Annotated in this window: 15 protein-coding genes and 3 pseudogenes; 8 read left to right on the forward strand and 10 right to left on the reverse strand. The window is 70.6% G+C overall.

Annotated features, from left to right (window positions below; translation table 11 throughout):
- Positions 1-73: 73 nt before the first annotated feature.
- From NGB36_RS16850 to msrA, 3 genes and pseudogenes are all read right to left on the reverse strand, one after another.
- Positions 74-1078, reverse strand: coding sequence for a tetratricopeptide repeat protein (locus NGB36_RS16850; protein WP_255921122.1), 1005 nt, complete (start codon positions 1076-1078; stop codon positions 74-76).
- 155 nt (positions 1079-1233) lie between these two features.
- Positions 1234-1479, reverse strand: a pseudogene (locus NGB36_RS16855) (DUF4291 family protein); the annotation flags it as partial.
- Between the two features lie 40 nt (positions 1480-1519).
- Positions 1520-2188 carry a peptide-methionine (S)-S-oxide reductase MsrA gene (gene msrA, locus NGB36_RS16860; protein ID WP_255921123.1) on the reverse strand — a complete coding sequence of 223 codons (669 nt, stop codon included), beginning with the start codon at positions 2186-2188 and terminating at the stop codon, positions 1520-1522.
- 117 nt (positions 2189-2305) lie between these two features.
- Here msrA and NGB36_RS16865 point away from each other — a divergent pair, with 117 nt between their 5' ends.
- The gene (locus tag NGB36_RS16865) at positions 2306-3454 is read left to right on the forward strand and encodes a cystathionine gamma-synthase (protein WP_255921124.1); all 1149 of its coding nucleotides are present in this window, start codon (positions 2306-2308) and stop codon (positions 3452-3454) included.
- A gap of 34 nt (positions 3455-3488) precedes the next feature.
- On the opposite strand, the gene NGB36_RS16870 is transcribed toward NGB36_RS16865, so the two are convergent.
- The 3 genes from NGB36_RS16870 to NGB36_RS16880 form a co-directional block, all read right to left on the reverse strand.
- Positions 3489-3758: a hypothetical protein gene (locus NGB36_RS16870; RefSeq protein ID WP_372509463.1), complete on the reverse strand. Its 270-nt coding sequence runs from the start codon at positions 3756-3758 to the stop codon at positions 3489-3491.
- Positions 3755-4234: a sigma factor-like helix-turn-helix DNA-binding protein gene (locus NGB36_RS16875; protein WP_255921125.1), complete on the reverse strand. Its 480-nt coding sequence runs from the start codon at positions 4232-4234 to the stop codon at positions 3755-3757. Before NGB36_RS16875 ends, NGB36_RS16870 begins: the two co-directional genes overlap by 4 nt.
- A gap of 79 nt (positions 4235-4313) precedes the next feature.
- The gene (locus tag NGB36_RS16880; RefSeq protein WP_255921126.1) at positions 4314-4802 is read right to left on the reverse strand and encodes a MarR family winged helix-turn-helix transcriptional regulator; all 489 of its coding nucleotides are present in this window, start codon (positions 4800-4802) and stop codon (positions 4314-4316) included.
- A 153-nt stretch (positions 4803-4955) separates the two neighbouring features.
- On the opposite strand from NGB36_RS16880, the gene ilvA reads away from it, so the two are divergent.
- The 3 genes from ilvA to NGB36_RS16895 all read left to right on the forward strand — a co-directional run bounded on the left by ilvA (position 4956) and on the right by NGB36_RS16895 (position 8221).
- On the forward strand, positions 4956-6173 hold the full coding sequence (ilvA, locus tag NGB36_RS16885; protein WP_255921127.1) for a threonine ammonia-lyase: 1218 nt from the start codon (positions 4956-4958) through the stop codon (positions 6171-6173).
- 189 nt (positions 6174-6362) lie between these two features.
- Positions 6363-7355: an ATP-binding cassette domain-containing protein gene (locus NGB36_RS16890; protein ID WP_255921128.1), complete on the forward strand. Its 993-nt coding sequence runs from the start codon at positions 6363-6365 to the stop codon at positions 7353-7355.
- Positions 7352-8221, forward strand: a complete 870-nt coding sequence (locus NGB36_RS16895) for an ABC transporter permease (protein WP_255921129.1) — start codon at positions 7352-7354, stop codon at positions 8219-8221. Before NGB36_RS16890 ends, NGB36_RS16895 begins: the two co-directional genes overlap by 4 nt.
- 102 nt (positions 8222-8323) lie before the next feature.
- On the opposite strand, the gene greA is transcribed toward NGB36_RS16895, so the two are convergent.
- Entirely contained in the window at positions 8324-8821 is a 498-nt protein-coding gene (greA, locus tag NGB36_RS16900) for a transcription elongation factor GreA (RefSeq protein WP_255921130.1), read from the reverse strand.
- A 228-nt stretch (positions 8822-9049) separates the two neighbouring features.
- Positions 9050-9460, reverse strand: a complete 411-nt coding sequence (locus NGB36_RS16905) for a DUF4307 domain-containing protein (protein WP_255921131.1) — start codon at positions 9458-9460, stop codon at positions 9050-9052.
- A 140-nt stretch (positions 9461-9600) separates the two neighbouring features.
- Here NGB36_RS16905 and mca point away from each other — a divergent pair, with 140 nt between their 5' ends.
- Together mca and NGB36_RS16915 are read left to right on the forward strand one after the other, a co-directional pair.
- On the forward strand, positions 9601-10476 hold the full coding sequence (gene mca / locus NGB36_RS16910) for a mycothiol conjugate amidase Mca (protein ID WP_255921132.1): 876 nt from the start codon (positions 9601-9603) through the stop codon (positions 10474-10476).
- A gap of 12 nt (positions 10477-10488) precedes the next feature.
- Positions 10489-10710 (forward strand): hypothetical protein, encoded by a 222-nt coding sequence (locus NGB36_RS16915; protein ID WP_372509464.1) that lies wholly within the window; start codon positions 10489-10491, stop codon positions 10708-10710.
- A gap of 47 nt (positions 10711-10757) precedes the next feature.
- On the opposite strand, the gene NGB36_RS16920 is transcribed toward NGB36_RS16915, so the two are convergent.
- The gene (locus NGB36_RS16920; protein WP_255921252.1) at positions 10758-14036 is read right to left on the reverse strand and encodes a tetratricopeptide repeat protein; all 3279 of its coding nucleotides are present in this window, start codon (positions 14034-14036) and stop codon (positions 10758-10760) included.
- 143 nt (positions 14037-14179) lie between these two features.
- Here NGB36_RS16920 and NGB36_RS16925 point away from each other — a divergent pair.
- Positions 14180-14301, forward strand: a pseudogene (locus NGB36_RS16925) (DUF255 domain-containing protein); the annotation flags it as partial.
- 214 nt (positions 14302-14515) lie between these two features.
- On the opposite strand, the gene NGB36_RS16930 reads toward NGB36_RS16925, so the two are convergent.
- On the reverse strand, positions 14516-15082 hold the full coding sequence (locus NGB36_RS16930; RefSeq protein WP_255921134.1) for a hypothetical protein: 567 nt from the start codon (positions 15080-15082) through the stop codon (positions 14516-14518).
- Between the two features lie 266 nt (positions 15083-15348).
- Here NGB36_RS16930 and NGB36_RS16935 point away from each other — a divergent pair.
- Positions 15349-16151, forward strand: a pseudogene (locus tag NGB36_RS16935) (thioredoxin domain-containing protein); the annotation flags it as partial.
- Between the last annotated feature and the right edge of the window lie 55 nt (positions 16152-16206).

The raw sequence follows: 16206 nt of genomic DNA on the forward strand, positions 1-16206 counted from the left end.
TCTCGGCGATACCACCGACGGTACCTCGCGGTGCCGTTGCCCGACAGATGGCCGACAGATGGCCGAAGCCGGATCAGGGTGCCATCCCGTCCCGGAAGGCGATGACCATCTCCCGGGCGTGATGCAGCCCGATCCGTTCGAACGTCGCCTCCAACTCGTCCAGCTCCGCCCCGATCTGCGCATCCGGAGCCCCCATCCGGGAGCGGGACTTGACGAGCCCGAGCCGGGACAGTGCCTCGCCACGCGGTTCGCGGATCGCCCGGAACTCCTCCAACGCGCCCGCGTAGGCCTCCTCGGCCTCCTCGTACCGGCCGGCCCTGAACAGCACATTGCCCTGCATCTTGTGGTTGTAGGCGAGCGCGCTGTCCAGGCGCATCGACCGGCAGACGGCCTCCGCCTCGGACAGCAGGACCAGGGCCTGCCGCGTCCCGCCCCGCACCGACACCACGTCGGCCACGCCGCGCAGCGCCCACGCATGGCCGCGCGCATCGTCCGCATTCCTCGCGATCTCGGCCGCCTCCTCGAACATGGCCAGGGCGGTGTCGTACGCGCCCGTGTTGCGATGCATTTGCGCGATGCCCTCCAGCGCCCACACGATGTGCCGTGCCTCGCCGTACTTGCGTGCTTCGGCGAGGAGTTGCTCGTGCAACTCGGTGACGGCCGCGTAGTCGCCCTGGATGCGACCCGTCTCCGCGAGCCCGGCCAGCGCGTATCCGCGGGCGACACGGTCGCCGCCGCGCTCGGCCAGCGCGGCGGCGGCCGAGAGCCAGCGGCGGGCGAGCGCGAGCCGGCCGCACTGCCGGGCCAGCGTGCCGCCGCTCCACAATGCCCAGGCCATCGCCCCGCTGTCACCGGCCCGGCGCGCCGCGCGGTAACTCTCCCGCCAGGCGCGCTCGGCCGCCTCCACCCGCCCCAGACGCCGGTTGGCCTCGGCAATCGCCAAGCCGGCCCGCGCGTATTCGAGCAGCGACCGCTGCTGCTGCTCGGTGGCCTTCGCCAGCACTTCGTCGTACGACGAGTTCACGGACAGAGCCGACCCCAGGGCGCCCTGGTATTCGGGGGCTGACGCCAACGCCATGCTGTGCACCATGCGTACCTGTGCCTACCTGTTCTCTGGTCTCTTGGTCTCCGGTTCCCACCGACCACGACGCTAGGAGACGGGACGCCCCGCCGGATCAACCTGTGCGCGGGTTGTGAGGTCAAACCCCGGTAGTCATCACAGGGCTGCCGTCATCACCGGGACGTACGGGCGACCCCTAGGTGACGCGAGAAGTCCAGGTCGCCGTCGCGTACGAGCGCGTGGATCTGTTGTGCGAGCGGGGTCACGTCGCTGATGCCGAGCGCCCACTCGTCTGCGTAACGGCACACGGCCGCGCCCGACAGCCCGAGTTGCAGCGAGCGGTAGGGGAGGGCACGCAGGTGGAGATCGCGCTCAGGATCCCACTGCACGCGCGCCGGCGCGCGCCGCAACTGATGGCGCAGGGCTGTGACAAGCGGGCAGCGCGGCGGGGGCATGCACTCAGGATTGCCAGCCATCCATCGGAGCCACGCCGATCGGGCACGACTGGCCCGTGCCGCCGATCCCGCAGTAGCCCGCCGGGTTTTTGTCCAGGTACTGCTGGTGATAGTCCTCGGCCACATAGAACGTGCCCGCGGGCAGGATCTCCGTCGTGATCGGGCCGTAGCCGGCCTTGGTGAGGACGGGCTGGTAGGCGTCGCGGGAGGATTCGGCCTGGCGCTGCTGGGCGTCGGAGTGGGTGTAGATCGCGGAGCGGTACTGCGTGCCCGTGTCGTTGCCCTGACGGAAGCCCTGGGTCGGGTCGTGGGACTCCCAGAAGAGCTTCAGCAGCTGGTCGTACGAGACGAGCGCCGGGTCGAAGACGACGCGGACGGCCTCGGTGTGTCCGGTCAGGCCGCTGCACACCTCCTCGTAGGTGGGGTGGGGGGTGTGACCGCCCTGGTAGCCGACGAGGGTGGTCCAGACGCCGGGCGTCTGCCAGAAACGGCGCTCGGCGCCCCAGAAGCAGCCCAGTCCGAAGTCCGCGATCTGCAGGTCCGCGGGGTAAGGGGGGAGCAGTGGGTGGCCGAGCACGGTGTGGCGGTCGGTGATGGTGAATGCGGGCTCGTCGCGGCCGAGGAGGGCCTGCTCGGGGGTGGGGAGCTGGGTCTGGTGGCGGCTGAGGAACATCGGCGGCGTCTCCTTGGGCGGCGAGGGGCCGTGCGGCGGCGGTCGTTCATCAGAACGTATCGGGGCGGTGCAGGATTCCGTTCCGGCCATGTGCCGGTGGCGCATTACGCTCGCTCCATGACCGACAAGCACCAGAGCTTCGAGACCCTCGCCATCCACGCGGGACAGGAGGCGGACGCGGCGACCGGCGCCGTCGTCACGCCTATCTACCAGGTCTCCACTTACAAACAGGACGGCGTGGGCGGCCTGCGCGGCGGCTACGAGTACAGCCGATCGGCGAACCCGACCCGTACCGCGCTCGAGGAGAACCTGGCCGCCCTCGAAGGCGGCCGCCGCGGGCTGGCGTTCGCGTCGGGCCTCGCGGCCGAGGACTGCCTGCTGCGGACGGTCCTTGCGCCCGGTGACCACGTGGTGATTCCCAACGACGCCTATGGAGGTACCTTCCGGCTGTTCTCCAAGGTGGTCGAGGCGTGGGGCGTGCAGTGGTCCGTCGCGGACACCTCCGATCCGGCGGCGGTACGGGCCGGGCTGCGGCCCAACACCAAGGTCGTCTGGGTGGAGACGCCGAGCAATCCGCTGCTCGGCATCACCGACATCGCGGCGGTCGCCGCGATCGCCCGCGGGGCCGGTGCCCGGCTCGTCGTCGACAACACCTTCGCCAGCCCCTATCTGCAGCAGCCGCTCGCCCTCGGTGCCGATGTCGTCGTGCACTCCACCACCAAGTACATGGGCGGGCACTCGGACGTCGTCGGCGGTGCGCTGGTCACCGCCGACGCCGAGCTCGGCGAGCAGTTCGCGTACCACCAGAACGCGATGGGCGCCGTCGCCGGGCCGTTCGACGCGTGGCTGGTGATGCGCGGTATCAAGACGCTCGCGGTCCGCATGGACCGGCATTGCGCCAACGCGGCGCGCGTGGCCGAGATGCTGGCGAGCCACCCGAAGGTGACGCAGGTGCTTTACCCCGGGCTGCCCTCGCACCCCGGGCACGAGACCGCCGCCAAGCAGATGAGGGCGTTCGGCGGCATGGTGTCGTTCCGGGTCGCCGGGGGCGAGGAGGCGGCGGTCGAGGTGTGCAACCGGGCGGAGCTGTTCACGCTCGGTGAGTCGCTGGGCGGTGTGGAGTCGCTGATCGAGCACCCGGGGCGGATGACGCATGCGTCGGCGGCGGGCTCGGCGCTCGAAGTGCCGTCGGATCTGGTGCGTCTTTCGGTGGGCATCGAGTCCGTGGACGACCTGCTGGCGGATCTCTCCCAGGCGCTCGGCTGACGGCGGAGGGCTGATCGCCGATCACTGCGCCCGATCACCAGCCGCGCATCGGCGGTGCGATGACGGTCGGCTGCGGCCAGTAATGGACGGCGAGCACCGTGCCTGCCGCCGCGGCGACGCCGAGCAGCGTCCACAGGGCGGCGTGCAGCAGCCGTCGGCGTCGCAGCAGCCGCTTGCCCCGCTCCATCGCCCGTTCCGCGAGGTCGGGCGGCGCGGGCGGGTGCGGTGCGTCCAGCATTCGCCGGACCTCGTCCACCTTGCGGCCCGGTGTCCGGCGGAACGACCCCCGCCCTGGGGTGGTCACCTGGCGCCTCCGGCGCTGCCCGAGCCCGTTGATCCCGGGGTGCTGCGCATCGTGGCGACGGCGTGCATGCACAGGGCCCGCAGCCGCTCCGTGGGAAGGCCGAGCTGCGCGGCGGCCTGCTCCTCTGCGACGCCCTCGTACATCCGCAGGACGAGGACGAGGCGTTCCCGCGGCGGGAGGCGGTCGAGCAGTCCGCCGCGGGGGCGGCGGTAGTGCCAGGCGCGGCGGGAGAAGGCCGCCGCGAGCTCCTGGCTGGTGCGGGCGTACGGGTCCTCGCCGCGCAGCCTGAACCAGTCCGCGTAGGTCCGGGCGAGCGCCGTCACCAGCAGGCGTTCGCCTTCGGCGGGGTCGCCGGCGAGCAGGGTGGCGACGTGCAGCAGACGGCCGGCCGCGCCGGCGGTGAACGCCTCGAACTCGCACGCCCGGCGGCGCTCGCGCACCGCGCGGTGTGCTCGCCGCGCTCCGACCGCTTCCACGACGCTATTGACCTGTACCGGACAGCAACAGGTCAATACACGGTTCGTCACGAACCTGCGTTACGACCCGGTACGGCGGTTACGCCGGCTCCGCGCCTCCCGCCGCCGCGTGATAGTCGGAAAGGGCCGCGTTGAAGCGGGCGAGCAGCGAGCAGAACGACTCGCGTTCGTCCTGCGTCCAGTCGGCGGTGACGACGGCCATCAGCTGGCAGCGCGATGCCCGTACCTCCTCCAGGCGCGAGCGGCCGCGCGGGGAGAGGGCGAGCACGACGGCGCGTCCGTCCTCGGGGTGCGAGGTCCGCTTCACCAGCCCGGACTCGACGAGCGGCGCGACCTGGCGGGTCACCGTGGAGGAGTCGATGCCCATGCCTTCGGCCAGCGCCTTGACGCCCATCGGGCCTTCCCGGTCGAGCCGGTTGAGCAGGAGGTAGGCCGCACGGTCCATGGAGTTGCGGGCCTTGCCCACGCCGCCGAGCCGGGTCTGCTCCGCGCGCCGGGCGAAGAGCGCGACCTCGTGCTGGAGGCGCTCGTAGAGTGCAGAGGATGTGACGTCAACAGAGGTCGGCATGTCGGAAGGGTACGCGGCCAAGCGCTTCCCTGTACCCTCCCGGCCCAAACCCGCGCTGTACCTCGAATCTGCGCAGCGCAATCCGTGCGGCGCCGGAATTCCGCGATTCGGTCCTCCCGGCCCGAACCCGCCCTGCACTGCCAGACTGGGCGCATGGACGTCAATCCCGTGGCCGTCGGCCTCGACGATGTGCGCACTGCCCAGAAGACGCTCTCCGGTGTGGCGCGGATGACCGTGCTGGAGGGCAGTCGTCATCTGTCCTCGCTGGTCGGCGCCCCGGTCCATCTCAAGTGCGAGAACCTGCAGCGCACGGGCTCGTTCAAGCTGCGCGGCGCGTATGTGCGGATCGCCGGGCTCAGCGACGGGGAGCGGGCGGCGGGCGTGGTGGCGGCGAGCGCCGGGAACCACGCGCAGGGTGTCGCGCTCGCCGCCTCGTTGCTCGGGGTGCGGGCCACGGTGTTCATGCCGGTGGGCGCTCCGCTGCCGAAGGTCGCGGCGACGCGTGAGTACGGGGCGGAGGTGCGGTTGCACGGGCAGGTGGTAGACGAGACGCTGCGCGCCGCCCAGGAGTACGCGCGCTCCACGGGCGCCGTCTTCATTCACCCGTTCGACCACCCGGACGTGGTGGCTGGTCAGGGCACGGTCGGCCTGGAGATCCTGGAGCAGTGTCCCGAGGTGCGCACGATCGTGGTCGGGATCGGCGGCGGCGGTCTCGCGGCCGGGATCGCGGTCGCGGTCAAGGCGCTCCGTCCCGACGTGCGGATCGTGGGGGTGCAGGCGGAGGGCGCTGCCGCGTATCCGCCGTCGCTCGCAGCCGGGCGTCCGGTCTCCATCGATGCGCCGGCGACGATGGCCGACGGGATCAAGGTGGGCCGCCCGGGCGACGTGCCGTTCGATATCGTCAGCGGCCTGGTCGACGAGGTCCGTACGGTGTCGGAGGACGCGCTGGCCAGTGCGCTGCTGCTCTGCCTGGAGCGGGCGAAGATGGTCGTCGAGCCGGCCGGGGCGAGCCCGGTGGCGGCCCTGCTCTCCGATCCGGAGGGGTTCGAGGGCCCGGTGGTGGCGGTGCTCTCCGGCGGCAACGTGGATCCGCTGCTGATGCAGCGCATCCTCACCCATGGCATGGCGGCGGCCGGGCGTTATCTGTCGCTCCGGTTGCGTCTTGTGGACAGGCCCGGGGCGCTGGCGCTGCTCCTGGGGGTGTTGTCAGAGGTGGACGCTAACGTGCTCGACGTGAGCCATGTGCGGACCGAACCGCGCCTCGGGCTCACGGAGGCGGAGGTGGAGCTGCACCTGGAGACCAAGGGGCCGGAGCACTGTGCGCAGGTGCGCCGGGCGCTCAGCGACGCGGGGTACGCCGTCATCGACTGAGGTGGCCGCTGGGCCGTCGCGCACATATGAAAAACCGCTTGACGGGAGACGCGATATATCGCATCCTTCGGTAGTCGCGATGTATCGGCATCGTCTCATGGGTGCCATGTGTTCCATGGCGTCGCTCCACCGCCGAACCCTCGATCGCGCGCTTTCTGATCACGCAACCCACACCTCGGGAGAACCCACATGCCAGGCGCCATCCATGCCGAAGGCCTGGTGAAGACCTTCGGCGACGTACGGGCTCTAGACGGCGTCGACCTCGATGTCCCCGAAGGCACCGTGCTCGGCCTGCTGGGCCCGAACGGTGCCGGGAAGACCACCGCGGTACGCGTCCTGACCACCCTCCTCAAGCCTGACAGCGGCAAGGCCGTCGTAGCGGGGATCGACGTCCTCAAACACCCCAACGAAGTGCGGCGTTCGATCGGTCTTTCCGGCCAGTTCGCCGCCGTCGACGAATACCTCACCGGCCGTGAGAACCTGCAGATGGTCGGCAGGCTCTACCAGATGACGGCACGCGCGGCCAAGGCTCGCGCCGCTGAGCTGCTGGAACGGTTCAACCTCGCCGAAGCAGCCGACCGGCCGGCCAAGACCTTCTCCGGAGGCATGCGGCGCCGCCTCGACCTCGCCGCGGCCCTCGTCGTCAGCCCGCCCGTGATGTTCATGGACGAGCCGACCACCGGCCTCGACCCGCGCAACCGCCAGCAGCTGTGGGAGGTCATCCAGGAGCTGGTGGCCGGCGGCACGACGCTGCTGCTCACCACGCAGTACCTGGAGGAGGCCGATCACCTCGCCCATGACATCTGCGTCATCGACCACGGCCATGTCATCGCGCGCGGCACCTCCGACGAGCTCAAGGCGAGGACCGGCGGCGAGCGCGTCGAGGTCGTCGTGCACGAGCGCGAGCTGCTGGCCACGGCCACCGCGGCACTCGCCGGCTTCAGCAAGGGCGCGCCGACCGTGGAGGAGCACACCCGGCGCATCACCGTCCCGGTCACCGGCGGCGCGAAGCTGCTCGCCGAGATCATCCGCGAACTCGACACCCGCGGCATCGAGATAGACGACATCGGGCTGCGCCGCCCGACCCTGGACGACGTGTTCCTCTCGCTCACCGGCCACGTCGCAGAAGCACCCGCAAACGAAGCAGCAGAACAGCAGCAGGCCGAGGAGGCAGCCAAGTGACCGCCATAGCCGAAACCGCTGAAACCGCGGGAGGAGCGCTCGCCCCGCGTCCGGGCGGCGGCCCGGTCCAGGCGGTGCGCGACTCGCTCGTCGTCGCCAAGCGCAACCTGATCCGGATGCTGCGCATCCCCGAGGTCGTCATCTTCGGCCTCATCCAGCCGATCATGTTCGTGGTGCTGTTCTCCTATGTCTTCGGCGGCGCCATCCCCGTGCCCGGCCAGCACGGCAACGACCCCGTCGTCTACCGTAATTACCTGATGGCCGGGATCTTCGCGCAGACCGTCACCTTCGCCACGGCAGGCGCGGGCGCCGGCATCGCCGACGACATGCACAAGGGCCTGATCGACCGGTTCCGGTCGCTGCCGATGACCCGCGGCGCGGTGCTCACCGGCCGCACTCTCGCCGACCTGGTGCAGACCGCGCTGACCATGCTCGTGCTCTCCGTCGTCGCGCTGATCGTCGGTTGGCGGATCCACGACGGCTTCCCGAAGGCCCTCGCCGCGTTCGGACTGCTGCTCCTGCTCGGCTACGCCTTCTCCTGGATCGGCGCGCTCATCGGCCTGCTGGTGCGCACGCCGGAGGCGGCCACGTCCGGCGGCCTGATCTGGCTGTTCCCGCTGACGTTCATCTCCAACGCGTTCGTACCGACCAGCGGCATGCCGGCGTTCCTGCGGACCGTGGCCGACTGGAACCCGTTCAGCGCCACCGTGCAGGCCTGCCGTCAGCTGTTCGGCAACCCGCAGGGAGTGACCTCCCACGCCTGGCCCATGGAGCACCCGGTCTGGGCCTCACTGCTGTGGTCGCTGCTGATCCTGCTCGTCTTCCGCACGCTGGCGGTGCGCAGGTACCGCTCGGCGACGGCCTGAGCCCGGCGGACCGGCGCCCAGACGCCGGGCGATGCGCGAGGCCCCCGTACCGCGGACGGTACGGGGGCCTCGGCGCGTGAGCCTTCCGGCCGACGCTGCGGCTCAACCCTGGAACGGCTTGGCGTCGAGGATCTTCACCGACGCCGCCTTGCCGTTGGGCAGCTCGTAGGTGGCGTCCTGGCCGACCTTCTTGCCGTTGACTCCGGAGCCCAGCGGGGACTGCGGGGAGTACGTCTCGATCGTCGAGGAGACATACTCGCGCGAGCCCAGCAGGAAGGTCAGGGTGTCGTCGGGGTCGCCGTCGAAGGCGATTGTGACCACCATGCCGGGCGCGACGATGCCGTTGTCCGCGGGCGCCTCGCCGACCTTGGCGTTCTGGAGCAACTGGGTCAGCTGGCGGATCCGCAGCTCCAGCTTGCCCTGGTCCTCGCGCGCCGCGTGGTAGCCGGCGTTCTCCTTGAGGTCGCCCTCCTGGCGGGCCTCTTCGATCTTGGCCACGATCTCGGCGCGTGCGGGACCCGACAGGTGCTCCAGCTCGGCCTTGAGCTGGTCGTACGCCTCCTGGGTCAGCCAGGTGACGTTGTCGCTGGTCTGGGTCACAGGTGCTCCTCGTCGGTACTCGGCTTTGTAGCTTCTTGCTTGGTAGTGCTCTGTTGCCGTGCTCGTGCTCGTGCTCCGTCGGTCGGACGCATCCAGATGCACTGAACGCCCTCCCGACAAGCGTGCGCCACCTCGGGCGGGCGAAACCACGAGCGTAACAATTCCCGCGAGCGGGCGGGAGAAGGGAAGTGTTAAATCCGTTTCGCCCTGCGGCCGACCCGAAGGGTGTCAGTGCTGGTCAGCGCGTTGACAGCCGAGGAGCTCCGCGGTGGTTCCGCGGGCTGTGGTGCGGATCGTCACCATGGTGTCCACCACTGACGCGTGCTGCGCGAGCGTCACGTCCTTGCGGCCCACCTCGGACTGGTCCGGCGCTTGCGAGCGCAGCGTGCACACGGCCGTGGTGCCCACGGGTTTGTGGACCTCCAGATGGGCCTGCACTTCGGAGTCCGAGACGACCGTGAACGTCACGACCTGCCCGCTGACGTCATTGGTGGACAGGTACCACCACGCCGACCAGCCCACGACCGCGAGCAGCACGGCGCCGAGCACCGCACCCAGCGCCTTCAGCCGCCGCTCGGTACGGGCCGCGTCCGCGCGTCCGTAACGCCCCTCGGGCAGCCGGTCGCGCACGGCGGTCATGATCGTTCCTCCACTAGGGGCCGCACAGCGGGGGGCCGCGGAATTATTCGCGGCCCTGCGTCGGTCACTATAGAGGGCGTTACCGCCAGCCACCGACACCACTCCTGCAGCCCGCCTGCAACGTGAATAAGGATCTTGCCTTGACCGATCAGCTGCGACTGATGGCCGTGCACGCGCATCCCGACGACGAGTCCAGCAAGGGCGCGGCGACGATGGCCAAGTACATTTCCGACGGCGTCGACGTCCTGGTGGCCACCTGCACCGGCGGTGAACGCGGTTCCGTGCTCAACCCCAAGCTCCAGGGCGACCCGTACATCGAGGAGAACATCCACGAGGTGCGCGCCCGTGAGATGGACCTGGCCCGCGAGATCCTCGGCGTCAAGCAGGCGTGGCTCGGTTTCGTCGATTCGGGCCTGCCCGAGGGCGACCCGCTGCCGCCGCTCCCCGAGGGCTGCTTCGCGCTGCAGGACGTCGAGGAGGCCGCCGGGGCCCTCGTCCGACTGGTCCGCGAGTTCCGCCCGCACGTGATGACGACGTACGACGAGAACGGCGGGTACCCGCACCCGGACCACATCATGACCCACAAGATCTCGATGGTGGCCTTCGAGGCCGCGGGCGATCCGGACCGCTACCCCGACGCGGGCGAGCCGTGGACACCGCTCAAGCTCTACTACAACCAGGGCTTCAACCGGCCGCGCACCCTCGCGCTCCACGAGGCGCTGCTCGCGCGCGGCATGGAGTCCCCGTACGGGGAGTGGCTCGAGCGCTGGGAGACCTTCAACCGGCGGGAGCACCAGCTCACCACCCGCGTGCCGTGTGGCGATTTCTTCGAGATCCGCGACAAGGCGCTGCTGGCGCACGCCACGCAGATCGACCCGGACGGGCCCTGGTTCCATGTGCCGATGGAGATCCAGAAGGAGGTCTGGCCGACGGAGGACTACGAGCTGGCGAAGTCGCGCGTGGACACCTCGCTGCCCGAGGACGACCTCTTTGCAGGCATTGACGGGGCCAGGTAGACAATGGCTGTCGTGAACGCTTCCTTCGCCTTCTTGGCCGCACATTCCAGCCACGTCGTCCAGCTGGCCGACTTCGACGAGAACAAGGTCACGCCGGGCCTGATCGGCTTTGTCGTCTTCGCGGCCATCGGCGGTGCCTGCTGGCTGCTGATGAAAAGCATGAACAAGCAATTCAAGAAGATCGATTTCGAAGAGGGAGGCGCCGCCGACGGCGGTGACACGACGGACGAGTAGTGCGTGCCCCCGGCCAGGGAGCACGCACCACGCCGCCGTCGCGCCCCTTACGCCGTAGGCGCGCCCTGTACGGAGAGACGGTCACCTGAGGAGCGGGTCGGGGTCATCCCGAGGCGCCAGACCTCCCACGGCTCACCCGGAAGCACGCCTCGCTGCAGCACCACGGACCAGGCCTGCATGTACTCGCGCAGTGCCGGCTCGCGGCCCTCGTGGTCGGCGTCGACGAGTGCCGCCAGGTCCTCGCGGGCGGCCTTCGTGCCCTCCTCCGACGCCAGGGGCAGCAACGTGCAGCGCAGGAAGCGCGCCCAGTCCTCGCCCCGCCGGTCGCCGATCCCCGCGAAGAGCCTGCCGGCCTCCTCCGTGAGGTCGAGCGCCTCGGGGATCCGCTCATTGCCCGCGTCGATCACCGCAAGTTCGAGGCACGACCAGGCCTCGCCGTGTGCCACGCCCGCCCTGCGGAAGTCCTGGCGGGCATCCTGCAGCAATTGCCGGGCGAAGCCGCTGTTGCGCAGGTTGTCGACCTGGCGCGCCCGTTGGTCACGGGTGAGCCGGGCCGAGTGGTGCCGGGCGCAGGCGAGGCCGTAGACGTCGCGCATGCGGCTGAACATGGTGCGGGACCGTTCCAGCGAGCGCAGGCCCGCGTCCGTGTCGCCGGCCTCCTCCATGGCCTGGCCCAGGTAGTACAACGTCCACGCCTCGCCGCGGGCGTCCTCGTTGTCGCGGTGCCGGGACAGTGCCTCGTTCAGCTGCCGTACCGCCTCGTCGGCCTCGCCGAGCACCAGCCGGGCGCGTGCCAGCTGGGTCAGCGTCCAGGCGGTGCCGCGGTTGTCGCGGGTCACTGCGTACTCGTCCATCGCGTGACCCAGCTCGGTCTCCGCCAGCTCCACCTGACCCAGCAGCACATACACCTGGCCGAGCTGCATGTGTGCCCACGCCTGGCCGTGGACGCTCTCGCTCTCGCCGTGCAACTCCAGTGCGAGCAGCAGCAGTTCCAGCGCCTCGCCGACCCTGCCCTGGTCGCGCAGGACGGCCGCGAGGGCATGCAGCGTCCAGGCACGGTCGGCCCGCAGCTCGTCGGTGGACTGCAGGTCCAGCGCCTCGTGCAGTTTGGCGGCCGCCTCCTGCAGGTTGCCCTGGTGGTGCAGGGTGATGCCGAGGCTGCACAGCGCGCGGGCCGCCCCCGCCGGGTGCTGCGCCTCGAAGTAGAGGTTCACCACCGAGGTGAGCGTCGAGCGGGCCCGGTCGAGTTCGCCCAGCTGGCGGGCGGCGATGCCGGTACGCCACTGCACGGAGCGCATCAGCAGCCCCTGGTCGACGCTTTGCGTCAGTTCGCTGATCTCACCGAGCCGGTACAGGTCGCCGCGGAGCAGGCAGTAGTCGCACAGCGCGCCGAGCAGGTGGAGCACGGCCGCCTGGTCGACGTCCTCGGCGCCGCGCAGCGTCGCCGTGATGAAGCTCGACTCGTCGTCCAGCCAGCGCAGCGCCTGGTCGAGTGAGGGAAAGCCGTGCGAGCCGACGGCGCCGCCCACGAAGGTGTCGGCGCGCGTCGAGGTCTTGCCGTCGACGAGGCGGATCACCGAGTCGGCGAGCTCGGAGTAGGTACGGATCAGGCGTTCCTGGGCGGCGGTGCGCTCGCTCTGCTCCTCCTCGTCCATCAGCCGCCGTCCTGCGAAGCCGCGGACGACGTCGTGGAGCCGGTAGCGGCTTCCGCGGACGTGCTCGATCAGCCCTGCCTGCGCCAGTTCCTCCAGCCTGCGTGCTGCCTCGCTCTCCTCGGTGGCCAGGAGCGCGGCCGCTGCGGCCGCGCCCAGGCTCGCCCGTCCGGCGATCGCGAGGCGGCGCAGCAGGCGACGGGACGGCTCCGGCTGGTCGTGGTAGCGCAGCGACAGCGCCCGCTCCAACGGGTCCAGCGGCCCGTACGCATCGAGGTCGTCGGCGAGGCGCCGCAGCGTACGGGAGCCGAGCGAGGAGCCGGCTATGGTCAGGGCGAGGGGCAGGCCGCCGCACAACTGCCGTATGCGCTCGGCCGATCGGGGGTCCTCGTCGAGCTCCTGGCCGCCGGTTCCCTCACCGGCGCCCTCACCGGCACTGGCGAGCGCGCGCAGCAGTTCGGTCGCGCTGCCGCTGCCCAGCTCCTCGACCTCCAGGGCGTGCACCCACGCCGACGGCAGGTCGAGGTCGAGGGGCGCGGCCGACGTGACCAGCACCAGGCTGTCGGAGTGCTCGGGGACGAGCGTGCGCACCTGCTCGGGGTCGGAGGCGTCGTCGAGCACGATGACGACCGGCGTTCCCGCGAGATGCTTCTGGTACTGCTCGCTCAGCCGTTTGACGTGCTGCTCCTGCGAGGGCCGCTCGCGGAAGAGCAACTGCTCGCGCGGGGCGCCGAGCCGGTTGAGCAGATGCAGCAGCGCCTCCCTGGTGGACAGCGGCGGTTCTCCCTCCCGCCACCCACCGCCACCCATTGCAGGACGCGCTTCGCGCGGCTGTGTTTGATCGCCTCCGCGCAGCGTCACCACGCATGCGCCGCGGAACTGGTCGCGCAGCTGGTGCGCGGCGCGCACCGCGAGCGCGCTGCGGCCCGAGCCGGTCGGGCCGTACAGCATGACGACGGTGGGCTTGGTTTCGGTGGAGGCGCGGGCCTGCTGCACCCACTGGGTGATCTGCGAGAGGTGGGTATGGCGGCCGGGGAACGGGCCGTCGGCCTGCGGCAGGTGGGCGAACGACTGCGCCAGCACGGCGCGTTGGCGGGCCGCGGCAGAGCGGTCGCTGCGACGTGACTGCGCCGGCACCGCGGCCCTCGCCGTCTTCGCCGTCTTCAGCGGCGACGTCATCACCACGCGCTGCTGCTCCAGCCACGGCCGCACGCCGCGGCGCTCCAGGGCCGTGAGCCACTGCAGCCTCAGCTGTTCCGGCCCGCCGGGCTCGCCGCGCAGTGCGGCCCGGCGCCGGGCGGTGGGCCAGCGCACCGCGGCGGTCTTGGCGCCGGTGGCGACTGCGGCCGCCGCGCACACCGCGACGCCCGTGGTGAGCGCCGCGCCGCCGGAGAGCCCCTGCCCCAGGTCGATGGCGAAGGCGGTGGCCCCGCACACCCCGGCGAGCAGCAGGGGCGTGCCCAGCGGTTCACGGGCGGGGTCGGCGGGCTCGGCGTCCAGGGCGTGCAGGTAGGCGGCGTACTCCTCGGCGGCGCCCGCGGCGATCTCGTCGAGCGCTGCACGCGCCCGCGAGAGCAGAAGTTTCTCGTCCACCGGCCGCTTGGAGCCGCCGGCCTCCTCGGCGACCGCGTGCTCCAGCAGCCGTTCCGCATCCGCCCGGTGCTCCTCCCGCAGCTCGCGCAGCGTGAGAGGTGCTCCGACCGGCTCGGGCACGTCGTTCAATGCTCTCCCCCCGTGTTCGATGTATATGGGGTGTCCCATGTGCGTGAGGTGGATGGAGGGCCGATCGACTCAGCCGCTCGACCTCTCCCTACCTCCTGCAGCATGCCGACAACCCTGTCGATTGCTCAGTGTGGGGTACTCAAGCTGTCATTGGCGCCATGTGATGGCCCATGAATCTTTCGAAGCCGGTCGCATCGCGGCAGTGGATGGGCATCATCGTGAGGACGGCTTCGGTCCACGGCTTCGGTCCACCGCTTCGGTCCGTGAACAGCGGTCGACGGCGGGTTCGGCAGTGCGCCGAGATCCCGCCGTCGACTGACCCTTCCGTCCGTGGCTGAGACCCGCCGAGCCAGACCCGCCGTAGGCCCGGCGGGAATCAACCACGGTTTGCTTTCAGTTTCTGCAGTCGGAAGTACTCGTTAGAGAGTCGGTCAGTTCGAGGACCGGCGACGCATGGCGCCGATACCTGCGGCCAGACCGACCGCAGCCAGCGCACCGCCGGCGGCGACCTCCGGAAGGGCGGTGTTCATGACCGAGCCACCGACACCGGCCTTGACCGCGCCGACGGGCACCGCGTACGAGGTGCGCTCGCCCCGCTCGCCCCTGTGCCACTCGCAGCGGCTGATCCAGCCACGGGGCCAGCGGTCGTTGTCGCGGCGGTCGCGGTCGCGGAAGTCGCGGTCGCCGTCGAAGCGCCGGTCCCGGTCGCGGTCGCGGTCGCGGATCGTGCCCCGGACATAGCCGCTGTCCCAGCCGCGGCCGCAGCGGTGGTGCCAGTGGATGCGAACACGGCGGTGGTGGCGGTGGCGCCGGTTCCGGTGCCGGCCCCGGCCCTCGTCATTGAAGCCACCGTCACCTTGGTGGTCGTTGGCCACCACGTGCACCCCTCCGGTGCCGGAGGGCTGGGCCGCGGAAGCGGCGGTGGCAGCGGGCACCCCCAGCGCGATGGCGGAGGCCGCCATCGAGAGGGTTGCGATAGTAAGGCGCGTACGGCGCATGTTGTTTCCTCCATGCCTCTGCGGCGGCGTGGTTCTGTCTCCACGCTTACGAAGCGCCACAGATCGTCACTAAGAGGAACGTAAGATAAGAATCAAGGATGAACATGGCGAGATGGGACCATAAGGGTTGCTTAAGGGGATCTATCCACTCCCCCGGCCCATTCCCTGTACCTCACTTGGCGGCATATCCGGCAGCACGGCCGCCCGTTCACGGTTCAAGGTGCGGCGTTTGAGGGGCTCGCCGGGCGGTGCGCGAGGATAGGGGTATGGCCAATCGACTCGCCGGCGCCACGTCGCCGTACCTGCTCCAGCACGCCGACAACCCGTGGACTGGTGGCCGTGGTGCGACGAGGCCTTTGAGGAGGCGCGCCGGCGCGGGGTGCCGGTGCTGCTGAGCGTCGGGTATTCGAGTTGTCATTGGTGCCATGTGATGGCGCACGAGTCGTTCGAGGACGAGCAGACTGCGGCGCTCCTCAACGAGCACTTTGTGCCGGTCAAGGTCGACCGGGAGGAGCGGCCGGACGTCGACGCGGTGTACATGGAGGCGGTGCAGGCGGCGACGGGGCAGGGCGGCTGGCCGATGACGGTCTTCCTGACGCCGGAGGCCGAGCCGTTCTACTTCGGGACGTACTTCCCGCCCGAACCGCGGCCGGGGATGCCCGGGTTGCGGCAGGTGCTGGAGGGGGTGCGGGCGGCGTGGCGGGACCGGCGGGGCGAGGTCGGCGAGGTCGCGGCGCGCATCGCCGGTGACCTGGCGGGACGTCAGGTGACCTACGGGAGCAGCGCGTCGGCCGCACCTGGTGCGCAGGAGCTGCACACCGCGCTGCTCACGCTCACCCGCGAGTACGACCCGGTCCACGGCGGGTTCGGCGGTGCACCGAAGTTCCCGCCGTCGATGGTGGTGGAGTTCCTGCTGCGTCATCACGCCCGTACCGGTTCCGAGGCCGCCCTGCAGATGGCCCGGGACACCTGCGAGACGATGGCCCGTGGCGGCATCTACGACCAGCTCGGTGGCGGCTTCGCCCGCTACTCGGTCGACCGGGCGTGGGTGGTGCCCCACTTCGAGAAGTGCGCATAGAAAGGTCCACGTCTCGCTAGACTCTCCTTGAACGCACCGTCAGGGA

The organism is Streptomyces humicola, from assembly GCF_024436035.1.
Taxonomy (GTDB): domain Bacteria; phylum Actinomycetota; class Actinomycetes; order Streptomycetales; family Streptomycetaceae; genus Streptantibioticus_B; species Streptantibioticus_B humicola.